This is a genomic window from Paenibacillus ihbetae (genome assembly GCF_002741055.1).
In the GTDB taxonomy this organism is placed as follows: Bacteria; Bacillota; Bacilli; order Paenibacillales; family Paenibacillaceae; genus Paenibacillus_AQ; species Paenibacillus_AQ ihbetae.
On sequence record NZ_CP016809.1, the window covers coordinates 1,210,833 to 1,226,198 of the forward strand.

Annotated in this window: 13 protein-coding genes and 1 tRNA gene; 4 read left to right on the top strand and 10 right to left on the bottom strand. The window is 52.9% G+C overall.

Translation table 11 applies throughout. The features are described from left to right. Position 1: 1 nt before the first annotated feature. The 6 genes from BBD41_RS05610 to BBD41_RS05635 form a co-directional block, all read right to left on the bottom strand. Positions 2–2,299 carry a glycoside hydrolase family 3 N-terminal domain-containing protein gene (locus BBD41_RS05610; protein WP_099476955.1) on the bottom strand — a complete coding sequence of 766 codons (2,298 nt, stop codon included), beginning with the start codon at positions 2,297–2,299 and terminating at the stop codon, positions 2–4. A gap of 28 nt (positions 2,300–2,327) precedes the next feature. Continuing rightward, the gene (locus BBD41_RS05615; RefSeq protein WP_034273797.1) at positions 2,328–3,224 is read right to left on the bottom strand and encodes a carbohydrate ABC transporter permease; all 897 of its coding nucleotides are present in this window, start codon (positions 3,222–3,224) and stop codon (positions 2,328–2,330) included. Positions 3,225–3,278: 54 nt separating this feature from the next. Next, positions 3,279–4,208 carry an ABC transporter permease gene (locus tag BBD41_RS05620; protein WP_167324103.1) on the bottom strand — a complete coding sequence of 310 codons (930 nt, stop codon included), beginning with the start codon at positions 4,206–4,208 and terminating at the stop codon, positions 3,279–3,281. Positions 4,209–4,357: 149 nt separating this feature from the next. Then, positions 4,358–5,839, bottom strand: coding sequence for an ABC transporter substrate-binding protein (locus BBD41_RS05625; RefSeq protein WP_077565108.1), 1,482 nt, complete (start codon positions 5,837–5,839; stop codon positions 4,358–4,360). A gap of 126 nt (positions 5,840–5,965) precedes the next feature. Then, positions 5,966–7,477, bottom strand: a complete 1,512-nt coding sequence (locus BBD41_RS05630; RefSeq protein WP_077565107.1) for a response regulator transcription factor — start codon at positions 7,475–7,477, stop codon at positions 5,966–5,968. Next, positions 7,470–9,293, bottom strand: a complete 1,824-nt coding sequence (locus BBD41_RS05635; protein ID WP_099476957.1) for a cache domain-containing sensor histidine kinase — start codon at positions 9,291–9,293, stop codon at positions 7,470–7,472. Before BBD41_RS05635 ends, BBD41_RS05630 begins: the two co-directional genes overlap by 8 nt. Before the next feature lie 191 nt (positions 9,294–9,484). Between BBD41_RS05635 and BBD41_RS05640 the strand changes: the two genes are divergently transcribed. Both BBD41_RS05640 and BBD41_RS05645 read left to right on the top strand, forming a co-directional pair. Further along, positions 9,485–9,823 (top strand): L,D-transpeptidase, encoded by a 339-nt coding sequence (locus BBD41_RS05640; protein ID WP_077565103.1) that lies wholly within the window; start codon positions 9,485–9,487, stop codon positions 9,821–9,823. Positions 9,824–9,939: 116 nt separating this feature from the next. Continuing rightward, the gene (locus BBD41_RS05645; protein ID WP_077565102.1) at positions 9,940–11,016 is read left to right on the top strand and encodes an AI-2E family transporter; all 1,077 of its coding nucleotides are present in this window, start codon (positions 9,940–9,942) and stop codon (positions 11,014–11,016) included. Between the two features lie 100 nt (positions 11,017–11,116). Here the strand turns inward: BBD41_RS05645 and BBD41_RS05650 are convergent, their stop codons facing one another. The 4 genes from BBD41_RS05650 to BBD41_RS05665 all read right to left on the bottom strand — a co-directional run bounded on the left by BBD41_RS05650 (position 11,117) and on the right by BBD41_RS05665 (position 13,532). Next, positions 11,117–11,512, bottom strand: coding sequence for a hypothetical protein (locus BBD41_RS05650; RefSeq protein WP_077565100.1), 396 nt, complete (start codon positions 11,510–11,512; stop codon positions 11,117–11,119). 27 nt (positions 11,513–11,539) lie between these two features. Then, complete coding sequence (locus BBD41_RS05655) at positions 11,540–12,226, bottom strand: uracil-DNA glycosylase (RefSeq protein ID WP_077568905.1); 687 nt, start codon at positions 12,224–12,226, stop codon at positions 11,540–11,542. Between the two features lie 132 nt (positions 12,227–12,358). After that, a tRNA-Leu gene (locus tag BBD41_RS05660) sits at positions 12,359–12,444 on the bottom strand. Between the two features lie 206 nt (positions 12,445–12,650). Continuing rightward, positions 12,651–13,532 (bottom strand): glycoside hydrolase family 25 protein, encoded by an 882-nt coding sequence (locus tag BBD41_RS05665; RefSeq protein WP_099476959.1) that lies wholly within the window; start codon positions 13,530–13,532, stop codon positions 12,651–12,653. Between the two features lie 189 nt (positions 13,533–13,721). Between BBD41_RS05665 and BBD41_RS05670 the strand changes: the two genes are divergently transcribed. Together BBD41_RS05670 and BBD41_RS05675 are read left to right on the top strand one after the other, a co-directional pair. Continuing rightward, a complete protein-coding gene (locus BBD41_RS05670; protein ID WP_077565096.1) occupies positions 13,722–14,489 on the top strand; it encodes a polysaccharide deacetylase family protein in 768 nt (255 codons plus the stop codon). 176 nt (positions 14,490–14,665) lie between these two features. Further along, complete coding sequence (locus tag BBD41_RS05675) at positions 14,666–15,262, top strand: TetR/AcrR family transcriptional regulator (RefSeq protein ID WP_007129508.1); 597 nt, start codon at positions 14,666–14,668, stop codon at positions 15,260–15,262. The last annotated feature ends 104 nt before the right edge of the window (positions 15,263–15,366 follow it).

Here is a 15,366-nt window from a genome sequence, read left to right on the forward strand (position 1 = left end):
ATCAGTCCTCCTGCACGGTCAAATCCGCGCTAAGCGTGTCGTTCACATGCTTTCCGACCATGACCCGGAACAAGCCGGGCTCAACGACGGGTTGATAATTTTGCCCGATATACTGAAGCTGCTCGGGGCCGACAGTAAATTCGATTCGCTGTTTCTCTCCGGGTTCAAGGTATATTTTACGGAAGCCCTTGAGCTCCTTGGCCGGTCTTGTAAATCGGCTTGCCGCATCATTAATGTATAGCTGCACGACTTCGGCTCCGGCTACGCTGCCGCTGTTCTCCACATTCACCGTGACGACCGCGGTTTCGCCCGTTCTTATCGCTTGCGGGGTCACCTGTAGATCGGAATACCGGAACTCCGTATAGCTGAGTCCGTAGCCGAACGGATATTGCGGCTGCGAATCCTCCTCAAGGTATCGCTTGCCGCGGGACCGCTTGCCGTTATAGTACACGGGAAGCTGCCCGACATGCTTCGGAATCGAAATCGTGAGCTTTCCGGACGGGTTCACGTCCCCGAACAGAATGTCGGCAACCGCGTGGCCGCCTTCCTGCCCCGGGTACCATGCCTCCAGAATGGCGTCCGCATGCCGGTCAATCCACGGCTCCGCAATCGGCCGTCCGTTGATGTACACGACAACCAGACGCTTCCCGAGCTTGTGGATCTCCCGGGCCAGCTCCAGCTGGACGCCGGACAGCTGGAGCGTCATCCGGTCGATGCCTTCCCCGCAGTCCATATCGCTCCAGTCATTGCCGGTAACCTTGGAGGCACCTGTCCGCAGATCGATGGTGCCTTCGCCGAAATCGCGGGCGCTAGAGCCCCCGAGCACCAATACAACCGTATCGGCCTGCCCGGCGCAGGAAAGCGCAAGCTCGAACCCTTCCCTGGAATCCCCGTTGATCCGGCAGCCGGGCGCATACAGCACGCGCCCTTTGTCCCCTCCAAGTTTCGCGCGGATGCCCTCCAGCACCGTTACGACGCGGGACGGAGGCTGAGGCGAAGTATAATCACCGAGCTGATTGTAACCCTGGTCGGCATTCGGTCCGATGACGGCAATAACGCCGTCTTCTTTGGACAGCGGCAGCGTGCTGCCTTCATTTTTAAGCAGCACGATTCCTTCGGCCGCGAGCTGTCTGGCCATCTCCCGGTGACGGGAGCAGCCGATGACCTGCTCCGCCCGCGCCGGGTCGGCGTAAGGATTCTCGAACAAGCCAAGCTTGAACTTCAGCGTCAGCACCCGGCGCACGGCCTCATCCAGCACCGAAACATCCAGCCGCTTCTCTTCGACCGCACGCTCAAGATACAATCCGAACATCTCGCCGGACATCTCCATATCGATGCCGGCCGATATCGCCGAAACGGCGGCATCCATGCCGTCCTCGGCCGTGTCATGCCCCGCGGCCAGCATATTGATCGCGCCGCAGTCGGTAATGACCATGCCGTCGAAGCCCCATTCTTTGCGGAGCACGCCATCCAGCAGTTCCTCGTTCACGGTGCATGGCACACCGTCAATTTCGTTATAAGCCGGCATGATGGAAGCAGCGCCCGCTTCCACAGCCTTCTTGAACGGATACATATCGACTTCCATCAGCTCGCGCGTTCCCATATGGACAGGGCCGGCATTTCTGCCCCCTTCCGAGCTTCCGTAGCCGACGAAGTGCTTCAGGGTGGCCGCCACGCTGGCCTCTCCATCAAGAGATTCGCCCTGCAGCCCTTCAACCGATGCGGCAGCGAATTCCCCGATCAGATACGGATCTTCGCCGAAGCACTCCTCCGTACGTCCCCATCTCGGATCACGGACGACGTCAAGCACCGGCGAGTACGTCACCGCCCCGCCCTGGCTGCGCGTTTCAAGCGCTACGGCGCGGCACATCTCGCGATACAGCGCGGTGTTCCACGTGCTGCCGAGCGACAGCGGAACAGGGAACACCGTCGCGCCGATCGCCATATGCCCATGCGAGCATTCTTCCCCGATCAGGATCGGAATGCCGAGCCGGGAATGCTCGACCGCATAGCGCTGGATTTCATTCACAGCCTCTGCTCCTTCACGCGGGGACAGGCCCGTATCCAGCGTGACGCCGGTCCATGGATCGGCACGCAGCGTGCCGTACAAGGAACCGACGCCTCCTTCCTTCACCTGCTCCTTGAACGACTCGGTCAGCGTGATCTTGCCGTCCTTCGACTCATACGTTTTCCAGCCGAAGGGCTGGACCAGCTGGCCGACCTTTTCCTTCACCGTCATAAGGCTTAATAGATGCTCTACCCGCTGGGCAATAGGCTTGCTGGGGTCTTTATAACTCATCTTATCTCCTCCGCTCGCGTCCAGTAGTTTACTCTTTCACCGCGCCGATCGTCAGACCTTGAATGAAGTAACGCTGGAAGAACGGATAGGCGAGAATGATCGGGCCCGTGGCGAGAACGACCATCGCCATCCGCGACGTATCCTGCGGCATGCTCTGAAGTGCAGCCATGCTCAGCGATGAATTTTGGGAATTTTGCAAAATGAACTGCATGCTGGTTTCGATCCGCATCAGCATCGATTGCAGCGGCACCAGGTTCGGGTCATCGATATACAGAAGCGCATTGAACCAGTCGTTCCAATAGCCCAGTGTGCTGAACAGGCCGATGGTAGCCAAGCCCGGCAAGGACAACGGCAGCACCAGTTTATAGAATATTTTAAACTCGCTTGCGCCGTCAATTTTTCCGGATTCAATGATGGCGTCCGGAACGCTCGTGCTGTAGAACGTACGGAGAATCATAATATAGAAGGCGTTCAGCGCCAGCGGCAGAATCAGCGCCCAGATCGTGTCCTTCAGGTTCAGCAGCTGGGTCGCCACGATGTAGGTCGGCACCAGGCCGCCGTTAAACAGCATCGTGAAAAATGCGAAGAACGAGAAGAAATTACGGTATCTGAAGCTCTTGCGGGAAATGGCGTAAGCATAGAGCGAAATAATGAACAAGCTGATCAAGGTGCCCACGACGGTTACGAAGATCGTTACGCCGTAAGAACGGAGCAGCGTATCCCCTGTCTGAAATACGTACTTATAGGCTTCCAGGCTCCATTTTTCCGGCCAGATCTGATAACCGTTCCGCGCAAGCGATGCTTCATCCGTGAACGAAATGATCATGACGAACAAGAACGGGAACACGCACAGGAACGAGAAGATGCCGGCGATCAGGTTGAACACAACGTTCCATCCGGTGGACAGATGGTGGAAATCCTTCATCTTGCTTCTTGCTTTTAACACATTACATACCTCCCTCTTAGAAAGCTGCGAGTCTTAGAACAATGCGTTATCCCGGTCATATTTCCGAACGATATAGTTGGATACGAGGACGAGGATGAATCCGACAACAGACTGGTACAGACCTGCAGCCGTGCTCATTCCGATCTCTCCGGTCGTCTTCAGGCCGCGGTATACATACGTATCGATTACGTTCGTTACCGAATACAAGGTTCCGGAATCTCTCGGCACCTGGTAGAACAGACCGAAGTCGGCGTAGAATATTTTGCCGATCGCAAGAAGCGTCAGAATGGTCATCAGCGGCTTCAGCATCGGAATCGTGATCGCCTTGATCTGCTGCCACTTGTTGGCGCCGTCGATCATGGCCGCTTCGTACAGGGACTTGTCAATCCCCATGATCGCTGCAAGATACACAACGCTGTTATATCCTACCGATTTCCACAAGCTGATCAGCGTCAGGAAGATCGGCCAATACTTGGCCTCGGAGTACCATTGCACCGGCTCCATGCCGAACCAGCCGAGAATCTGGTTGAGCATCCCTTTGTCCATGCTCAGAAAGCTGAACGCGAAGTATCCTACGATAACCCAGGACAGGAAGTAGGGCAGGAACATGCCGGTCTGGTACACCTTCGCCAGCCGCTTGTTGACGATTTCGGACAGCACGATGGCCAGCGCCACCGAGAAGAGCAGCCCTAGAATGATAAAGACAAAGTTATACAGCACCGTGTTTCGCGTAATAATGTACGCATCGTTCGTGCTGAACAAAAACTTAAAGTTCTGGAATCCGACCCATTCGCTGTTTACGATACTGGCCCAGAAGCCGTCCCGGCTGAAGCGGTATTCTTTAAACGCAATAATCGTCCCGAACATGGGCAAATATGAGAATAAGAGGAACCACAGCGTCCCCGGCAAAACCATGAACAGCATGGCTTTGTTTGTCATAAGATTTTTGAAAAACTGTCCGATTGCTCTCACGCTTACCCCTCCTCGTGAAGTATGAAATGACAAAAGAAGGGCGGTCATATTCCGCCGCCCCGTCCAGTGTTTCGGCCCTGAAGGCCGGCCTGCCGCCCATCAAGGGGCGAACAGCAGGCCGGAAGGCCGAGGGAATTCTATTACTTGTTATTTGCTTTCCACGCATCGATTTGGCTTTGCGCCTCGGCGATGATTTTATCCAGACCCGCAGCTTTCAGCTTCTCGTTCGCTTTAGGCAGGTACTCTTCAGGGTTTACCGTACCTGTCATCAGCGGCGCCCAGAACTCTTCTTTTACGTTGTTGACCGCAGCGAGCTCGGTGGACACTTTGGTTGGGTCGAAGTTGAAACCAAGCAGCGGTGCAGGCTTACCGGACTCGTTGAACTTCTTGAACTCTTCCCATTTGTTCTCAGGATCTTCAGGGTTCAGGTACGTCAGCATGACGTTACCGAGGGAGAAGGTCGGCATGTCGTAGTTTTTCGACTCCGGCAGGTTCTCCATTACGTTCTCGCTGAGCTTCTTGTAGTGAACGCCTTCAATACCGGAATCCACCAGGTTGCGAAGATATACGTCGGTGTTGAGCAGGTTCAGGAATTCCATCGCTTTCTCAGGATGCTCGGAGTTGGCCGAGATCGCCTGCATGGAGCCCATTACGGACCAGTTGAAGATCGTTGCATCGCCGGCAGGCGTCGATACGACCGGATAGCCGTAGCTTTGGCTCCACAGGTTGTCCGCGAACGGCTGTGTAGCGGCGCGGTCGGCGAACCAGTTTCCGGAAGTCATCAGATCCTGCGTAGAAGTCGTTGTTGCTGCTTCAGGGGAGATATATCCCGCTTTGTAGTACTTGTTCATCAATTTGAGCGTTTCCAATGTTTCCGGCATTTCAAGGAAGTTAACAACCTTCAGCTCTTCCTTGTCATCCAGGTAAACGGCCATCGGCATTTTCTCGATGATGTAGTCGAATGGAAGCAATGGTCCGAAGTCTTTACTGATCGCCAGCGGAACGACGTTCGGCTCGTTCTCCTTGATCGTTTTGAGCAGCGGCTCAAGGCTTTCCATCGATCTTACGTTGGAGATATCGAGATTGTATTTATCAAGCAAAGATTTGTTGAAGCGCCATGCCTCTTGTGCTGGAAGCTCTTTGTTGGCAGGGATTGCGTAGTTGTGGCCATCGACCTTGGAGCCTTCCAGGAACGCAGGGTCGATCGTTTCTTTGATGCCTTTGCCGTGGGTTTCCAGAAGCTCGTCGAGCTCAAGGAATGCGCCTTTACGCGCGTTTTGCACGTAATCGAATGCCCAGGAGCTGGTGAACAGGATGTCCATCGGTTCGCCGGATGCAGCCATAACCTGCATCTTCTGGTTGTAGTCACCGAAATCGATCATTTTCATGTCGATCGTAACGCCGATTTTTTCAGCTGTATATTTGTTGATCTCAGCTTCAACCTTGTCGACGTCCTTCTGCGGAGTTCCGATCGTGTACCAGATCAGCTCAACCGGCTTTTCAGCCGTTCCTTCAGCGCTGCCAGCGCTTTCTTCTTTCTTGCCTCCGCATGCCGACAGCAGCATCGAAGCAGATAACAAAAGCGTCAGCGGCAAGAGCCATTTTTTCTTCGATTTACTCATGTGAATCCTCCCTTTTGAATCTCAGTATCTCTACACCATTAAGATTATCTGATGAAAGCAGTTTCATATAGGCGAAAAATTAAAGGATTACTGGTGAAAATAAAGAAAAAGCTCTGATTCGATCAATCAGAGCATTCCTCTAAAATCTCTTGGCGATACGCCAACGAATTTTTTGAATTGTTTATAGAAGTAACCGGTTTCCCAATAACCGACCTGCTTCGCGATATCCTGGACTTTCATCGGGGTTGTCCGCAGCAGCTCCTTGGCCCTGTCGATCCGGAACCGGTTAATATACTCGGTAAAGCTGTCGCCCGTCTCCTTATGGAACAGATGGCCCAAATACACGGGATGAATGTGGTACTGGGCCCCGAGCACCTTGAGGGACAGATCCTCATTGTAGCGCTGCTGGATATGATGGAGAATCTGCTGGATGACCGGACTCTTCACATCATTCGTAAGGGAATCGACGAGACCGCCGACTCCGCCCTTGACGGCCGCGATCAGATCATCAATCGAGATGGACTCCATAATTTCATGGACCGTATTCTTCACAAAATCGGGGGCGGCGGTATATTGAATATCGTTCAGCTCCAGCTTGAGCCGAATGACCATTTCCACAGCAATGCTCTTCAGAATTGCCGGATTCATTCCCTGCGTGTGGCGGAGCCCTTCGAAATCCGTGTCGATCAGCCGGAACAGCGCAGCCTTATCCCTTGCCGCGATGCCCTTGGCATAATCCGGCCACTGCACATTATATGATTCGGAGGCCTCCCCTTTCTTCAGCTGGACGTCCACGTAATCCACATAAGCCGGCTGCTCCAGCAGCAAATAGTACTCCTGCGCCTCCTTGGCATGGAGATAGCTGTCCGGATAATTGGCGCCGAGGCTTTGCACGCTGCCCAGCGAGATGCAGATTTCCTCGTCGTAGCATTGCTCCCGCACCTGCTGTAGCAGCCGAACCGCTCTCGCCTTTTCCGTATCCGGGTCTCTCATCATGAAGATCAAGGCATGATCACCGTCATTGTCGCGGAAGTACATCACGCCCGGCTCCCTTTCCATCAAATCGCGGAGCATCGTCTCGAGCGGGGGGAAATCCGCCCTTAGGATGGATACCATCAGGTAGGGCATATTCAGGTTCAAGCCGAGCAGGGTTGCCCGCTCGTTCAGCTCCTCCGGCTCGATGCGATCCGTAATCCAGCGGTACAATATATTGCTCCGCAGGATGTTCATATCATATTCGTCAAGCCGCATCTCCCTGCGGGCGTTGTTCATCTTGTCGATCGTGCTGGCGATCGTCTCCTCCAGCTCCTTCAGATTGATCGGCTTCAGCAAGTAGTTTTCGATGCCGAGCCGCATCCCTTCCTTCAAGTAAGCGAAATCGTCAAAGCCGCTGAGGATGATGACCTTCAGATTGCGATTGAGCTTTCTCGCCTCCTCGATGAGCTGAAGCCCGGTCATAACGGGCATGGATATGTCCGTAATGAGGATGTCGACCGGGATGATCATCATTTTGTCCAGCGCCTGGCGCCCGTTCTCGGCATGCCCTACAATCTCAATTCCATACTTGGACCAATCCACGACATCATATAATCCTTCAATAATAAACGGTTCATCATCGACGATAAATACTTTATACAACTCGGTTCAGCTCCTCTTCTGTAACCGGAATACGGATCGTTACGACCGTACCTTCGTCCGGCTCGCTTTGGATGTCCAATTCGTAGGCTTGTCCATAGGTCAGCTTCATGCGTTCGTTCACGCTCCGCAGACCGAATGACTCCCCGCTCGATTCGGCCAGTGCAAGCCTGGCTCTGATCTCCTCGAGCTGCTCCGGCCCGATTCCTTTACCGTTATCCCGAATCTCGATCCAAATCTCTGTATCCTTCAGCTCCGCGGTTATCGAGAGCACATTGTCGTCCCGCTCGCTCCGGAGGCCGTGGACGATATAATTCTCGATCAGCGGCTGCAGCGACATTTTGATCATCGGCACATCCTTGATCTGCTCGTCACAATACATTTTATAAATGTATTTGTCCTTGTACCGAATGCGGAACAGCTCCAGATAAAGCCGGCATGCCTCCAGCTCATCCTTCAGCGTGTATCTCGCTTTATGCTGAACGATATTTTTGAACAGCATGGACAGGCTGTAGATCATGTCCCCGACGTCCTGAGCCCCTTGCGACAAGGCCCTCATCCGGATCACTTCAAGCGTGTTGTATAGAAAATGCGGATTGATCCTCGCCTGCAGCGCGGACAGCTCCGCGTTCTTCTGGTTGATCTCGGCTTTATAGACCTGGTCGATATACCTCGTCAGCTTGTCGAGCATTTCGTTGAAACTGCTGGAAATCTGCCCGAGCTGATCCTCCTTCGCATCCTGGATCCGGGCCACAAAATCCCCCTTCTCGACCTTGCGCATGAACCGGATGATGTTATTGGTCCGCTTCGAGTAGTTGACGATCATGAGCGATGGAATGGACACCGCAACTACAATGCACAGCAGCGCCGTCGCAATGATCGTGTTCCGCAGCCCTTCGAAGGCGCCGGCAATGACGCGTTTGGGCGTAACGCCGACGACCGTGTAGCCGGCTTGACTGTGCACGGCGGTGGTCACATACGATTCCTCTTCCAGCGCAGCGGTATCCTTCACTTTCCCCAGTTGGTCCGTGTAAGGATATTTCTGTCCGTAGTATTTTCCCGAAGAGTCAAACATGACCTGGCCGTCCCCCGACAGAATCATGACATAGCCCTTCATTTCGGTTTCATTGCTTCGCAGGACCCTATCCAGCGCTTCCGTCCGGTACAGTACGAGGAGCTGGCCCAGATTCTTGTATGTGGTCATGTCATTGATCGGACTGCGAATGGATATCAAAGGCACGCTGGCATCACCGGTCAGCTTCCGCAGCCACAGATTCGGCAGCGTAACGCTCTGGGTCTCCATCGCCATCACATCGGGAATATAGGAGCGCGTAGCGTTAGCCTGATACAGCCGGGTCATGCTCCCCTGCTTGTACACATATACATACTGCTCCTCGGCACTGTACAGCATGATGTTCTGGATGTCCGGATCATCGTCGAGCCTCTGCTTGAAGTACGCCAGCACGCTGTCGGTATTGGACTGGGTGCTGTCGACGATCCGGTCCATCCGCTTCACCATGTACTCGTTAAACGAGTTCATGAGGAAATAGGATGCGTCCAGCCCGAGCGAGCTGTTCCGGTACAGCTCATTGACATAGGACTGCACGTTCTCGTATTTTTGATCGACATATCGCTCGACCCTCTCCACAGCCCCTCGCTGAATGTCCAGCTCGCTGCGGACCGCAGACTGAAACAGAAAATAGTACATTAAATAAGATAAAGCCACGATCGTAATGACCGCAATCACGGCGATCAGCAGCAATATTTTGGTAAACATATTGTTTTTAATATATTTCCGGTACAACCCTGCAGGAGACATAAGAGGATCCCCTTCCTGTGAAATTAGCGCCTTGTGCATCAACTATCTGTACTTACTATAACATCGGCAGGGGAAGCGCAATAATTGAAATATTCACCAATTCCGTGAAGTCAGCATTTGCCTATTTTGGGGTTTAGAGGGGCGGATGCCCCCTTGCTTTCATAGCATGTTCAGAAGAAAGGAGAATGCTGATGCCCAAATATCGCATTATTGTGGATTTATCCGATTACCGCCTGCATCTGCTGGACGGAGATATTGTCGTGCATACGTATCCGGTAGCGATCGGCAAGCTGGCAACCCAGACGCCCCCTGGCAATTATACGATCGTGAACAAGCAGCCCAATCCCGGCGGTCCTTTTGGCGCCTACTGGCTCGGCTTGTCCAAGCCGCATTACGGCATCCACGGGACGAACGATCCCTCGTCCATCGGCAGATCGGTTTCCCACGGCTGTGTGCGTATGTATAACAAAGACGTGCTTGAGCTCGCCTCACTCGTGCCTCTCCATACCCGCGTGACCATCCGAAAATAGTTTGCAAAAAACAAACGGCAGCCCTCCGATCCTTTTCAAATGTCGCCAAACGGGTTAAATACAACTGTTAAACGGTGCTTGATCTTAACTACTATTGCCGTTATGGAGGGATTGCCATGATGCAGAGCAAATATTTTCGTACATGCCTCGGTATAATCGCCCTGCTCTTGATCATCTACTTAGGCTCTAAAGTCAGCTTCCTGTTCCGCCCCATCGTTTCCATGTTCAACATGCTGATCTTTCCGGTGGCAATCGCCGGCTTTTTCTATTACCTGCTTAGACCGATTGTGGACTACTTGGAACGGCGCAAAATCAAACGATCGATCGGCGTGCTCATGCTGTACTTCGTATTCGCCGGCCTGATCGCCATCTTCGGCATCGTTGTATGGCCGACATTGCGGGAACAGATCGAGAATTTCATCAGCCATATGCCTTTTCTGGTGGAGGACATGCAGGATCAGCTTAACCAGCTGCAGCAGACGCCGTATTGGTCCCGCTTTATCCCGACCGAATCGGAGCTCGCGACATCCTTAACCGAATACATGAACCGAATCGTTACGTGGGTCAGCAATTCTGTCAATCATCTGATTACGGTTGTGTCCAGCGTGCTCGTGATCATTGCAACGATTCCGATTATTCTGTACTACATGCTGAAGGAAGGCGGAAAGCTCCCCCCTAAACTGCTCAGCGTGCTGCCAAGACGCTACCGGCGCGACGGGCAGGAGGTTCTCGTAGAGATCGACAATGCGCTTAGCAGCTTTATTATCGGCAAAGTGATTTTGAATCTGATCCTGAGCGTGCTGATGTATATCGGATTTCTGATCATCGGCCTTCCGTATTCGCTGCTCTTGACGGTCGTTTCGTTCTTCCTGAATTTCATTCCGTACATCGGCGCGGTTCTTGCGAGCATTCCCGTCCTTATTATCGGGTTTATCGAATCGCCCTCCATTGCCCTATGGTCCCTTGTCGTCATTATTATTGCTCAACAGATTCAAGATAATATTTTGACGCCGGTGATCTATGGCAAGCAGCTTGATATCCATCCGCTGACGACCATTGTTCTTATTCTCGTCGGCGGCGACTTCTTCGGCATCCTCGGCATTCTGCTCGCCATCCCAGCTTATATGATCATCAAGATCATTGTGGTGCGGATTTATGAAATGTTCTTGGCCGAGAAAGTGGATGAATTATAGAGCCCCGCACACGCAAAAAAGATGTCCTCAGGTCTCATTCCGCTTAGGAAATCAGGGCCTGGGGACATCTTTTCGTTTCATTTCGCAATCTGCGTACCGCTTATGCGTTGCCCCTTAGAGAGCGGACAACAAAGTGATGCTCGTCCTTACGGAGCCGCTGTCCGTTTGTCAGCGTCACGGTTTCCTCATCATGGGAAGCAAGAACGGCCTTCGGATGGATGAGCCGGTTCCCTCTCCACACCATGACGCATGATCCGAAATATACGGCATTATCGAATTGAATGGTATGATGCACCGAATACCCGATGGAATTCAACACCGGATAAGCTGTTTTGGGCATGATACGGTGAATGGCGCGAAACGGAATCGCGAGCTCGTCCGGTCCGAGAATCGCCTTCTCCTGCACCGGATCCCACCCCTTCAGAATGCCTTCCACCGTCGTTCTGCCCCCATCTAAACGCTCAATGACTACATGACGGCCAATCCAATGCTTCATGAAGGTCACCTCTTCATCTCTTACGGATTATTCATCCCCAATGTCCGTGATGCTTGGAATGACCCAATCGACCGGGGCCATCCCGTGCTGGATTAAATATGCGTTTGAAGCTGAGAATGGACGGCTACCGAAAAAACCTTTACGTGCAGCAAAGGGGCTGGGATGGGCGCTCTCCAGAACGAGATGCCGGCTTCGGTCGATAAACGCCCCTTTCTTCTGCGCATAGCTTCCCCAAAGAATAAAGACCGTCGGCTGCTCCCGTTCATTCAATTTCGAAATGACCGCGTCCGTGAACTGCTCCCAACCCAGCCCTTTATGGGAGTTGGGCTCGCCTTCCTTGACGGTAAGCACGGCGTTCAACAATAGAACCCCCTGCTTAGCCCAAGAGATCAGGGATCCATGATCCGGTATCGGTGCATCCAGATCGGCTGCCAGCTCTTTGTAAATGTTGCGCAGAGACGGGGGGATTGTAACGCCAAGCTGGACCGAAAAGCTGAGCCCTTGCGCCTGTCCCCGTCCGTGGTATGGATCTTGTCCGAGAATGACCACCTTGGTCGATTGATATGGCGTCTCTTGAAGAGCACGAAAAACTTCATCCCTCGGCGGATAGACCGTATGCAGCCGATACTCCTCGTCGATCCGTTCAAGCAGTTCTTTGAAATACGGCTTGTCCGTCTCTTCCTGCAGGATCAGGTCCCAATCATTATTAAACAACCGCATGCTCCTACTCTCCCTACATCCCTGGGCTGGACTTCGAAAATATGTGTATGGGTATCTTAAAAAATAAGCCGGCACCCTGCAGGGGGCCGACTTATTCTTCATAAATACTCGGGCGTTGAGTCATAATGCCGAGGACGGGGGTCGAACCCGTACGGTAGTCACCTACCGCAGGATTTTAAGTCCTGTGCGTCTGCCAATTCCGCCACCCCGGCAAATATTGCTGCGCTGTCAAGCGAACTAACTTCGCTTAATGCCGAATCACCGTATGGGATTCATGCCGAACAACGGAAGTTTCATACATCATTCGTGCGAGTTTTTCGTCTCAGCGACAAAAATGATAATACCATGCCTAACCATATGATGTCAATATATGAACTCTATTATTTTACGCATCACCCGGCTTTCCAACGGTTTCTTCTTATATAATGTCCGGTTCCCGTTCAAGCGACTCGATCCGTCTCTCCTGGTCCTCAATCAGCTGGCGCAGCTCGCGCAGCAGCCGGTGCACAAGGACGGCCGCTTCTTCGCGCGTCATCGGGGCACCGGGACGGGCATCATCGAGGTAGCCGTTCTCGACCGCTTCCCGCCAGCTCGCTTCGGCCCAAGGACTGACATCGCGAGTCCCTTCGGGCGGATCAGCCGCACCGTCTTCCCGGCTTCCCCGGGAGGCATACGCTTTCAGATCTGGCAAGGTGCCGGCATAAACATTCAGATCCACCTTTCCCGTTATGCCGTTAATCCGTCCGGCATCGGTGTATTGCCAGAAGGTCCACGTGGTCCATGCCGGACGGTCATCCGGAACCCGGGTTTCACTGTACCTTGCAATCCACAGGTCATACTTGCCCAAGGACTCATCGAAATTGGCCGCGAACGCGTTGCCGGTATATAGAATCGGCTGCCTTCCAGTCAATCGCTCCACTTCTTCAAGGAAGGCAGCCGCAACTTGATTGATGGCTGCGCGGCTGATCCCTGCCGGATTATTCTCATAATCAAGCGCCGGCGGGAGATCGAACCAGGCAAGCGGGCCCGCTTTTTTCATGGTCTCGACAAAATGCTTTGCCTCCTGCCTTGCCCCCACAACGCTTGCCGCCGCTAGGAAATGATAGGCTCCGATCAGCAAGCCTGCGGCTTTAGCTCCCTGCGCATTCTCAACAAATTTCGGGTCCTCCAGCGCGCTCCCTTGAGAGGCCTTGATGAAAACAAAGGATATCCCCGCTTCCCGAACCTGCTTCCAATCAATGCTTCCCTGCCACCGGCTTACATCGATTCCCCGCGCGTGCGAAACGCTTCTGGATTGCATCGGTCATCACTCCTTCTCTCCTATTACCATATGCCGAATCACCCGATGGGGCGAGCACCGCTCGGGATTTTTTGTCGCGGGTTAGCGGCAGGTGCCGGAATATTTTGAGCACATTCGCCAAATGATAAAGAGGAACTGCAACCCGCTGCCGGATGCCACGAATAATGCATAGAAAAGGAAACGGGACCTATGAACAGACAAGCCATTGTTTTACTTCTAACCTTAATCACGGCATTTGGCGCAGCTCACGGACATGCCGATGCCAATTCCATGCCTTCCTCGGCGAAGAAAAGGAGCTACTACGAGGAGCGTGGTGATATTGTGTGGGAAGTGCCGACCGATAATAAAGTGATTGCCCTTACCTTTGACGACGGCCCCCATAAGGAGCACACGGCACAAATCCTTAACCTGCTCCAACAGTATGATGCCAGAGCGACTTTCTTCGTGGTGGGTAGCCGTGTCGAGAAGTTTCCCGAGCTCGTAGCACGGGCGCTGGATGAAGGGCATGAAATCGGCAACCACTCCTACTCCCATCCTCCATTCTATAATATCGGGGCAGATGCCTTGAGGAAGGAATTGACCAAGACACAGGATGCGATTTATCAAGCTGCGGGGATCCGCTCTGTATTGTTTCGCCCCCCCGGAGGTCGCTATAACGATGCAATCGTCAGCGCGAGCAAGGAAACCGGGATGCTCACCGTCCTGTGGTCCTGGCACCAGGATACGCTGGATTGGCGCAAGCCTGGCGTTAATGCTATCGTGCGGACCGTCTTGAAGAACGCCCGAAATGGCGACATCGTGCTCATGCATGATTTCGTACCGGGCAGCGATCAGACGGTCGAAGCGCTCAAAACGATCCTGCCGGAGCTTAAAGAACGGGGCTTCTCGTTCGTTACCGTATCCGAGCTGTTGTCTTATCACGAAAAATCGCATAAGCATATCGAGGTAAACGATTAAGTTCCGACTACGTATGCCGCTAACCGTAACCACTGCCATCCATGATGGCGGTTTTTTACATTCCGGACGCTGGCCGCACACTTTTCTCTTGAATGTCCACGTACCTCGTGATAAGATACAGAACGAACGTTCAGTATAATAAAACTATCACTCAATTTTCATACAGGGAGGCGCCAATGAACAAAAAGCAGCAGCAAAGCGAAGATACCAAGCGACGGATTGCCGAAGCCGCAAAAGCCCTGTTCATGCAAAAAGGATATAAATCCACGTCCATCGAGGATATTGTTGACGCGACCGGAAGCAGTAAAGGAAATATCTATTATCATTTCAAGAGCAAGGAAGGCCTCTTTCTTCATCTTATAGAGGAATGGGATTTGGAATGGTTTCAGAAATGGATGAGCACGGAAGAACAGTACACGACCACCATGGATAAACTGTTCCGAATGGCGGAGCAGCTGGTGAAGGATGACCTTAACCATCCCTTTACTAAGGCGCTCGATGAATTTATAACGAATAATGAAGCAGCGACCGAAGACGTTGAGCAGAAGATTTCCGATATTTTCAATAAGCGGCTGGAATTCAATCAACAATTGCTGCTGCAGGGCATTGAGTCAGGCGAGTTCGAGAAACATAATGTCGAGCATCTGTCCATCATTTTTGAAAGCCTGCTCGCCGGCTTGTGCCAGTTAACCCGCATCACCAAGCTGTCCGACGCGCTTCCGGTATATCACTCGGCGATGCATGTATTCCTGCACGGCATTGCCAAGAAATAGTTCTGCCGCTGCGGTGATCCGTAAAACAGGCGACCTGCTTCCCTTGTTTCTTGCAAGCATAGTCGGTCAGCTTATGTCAGGCACCCGGTTACACATTCATACAA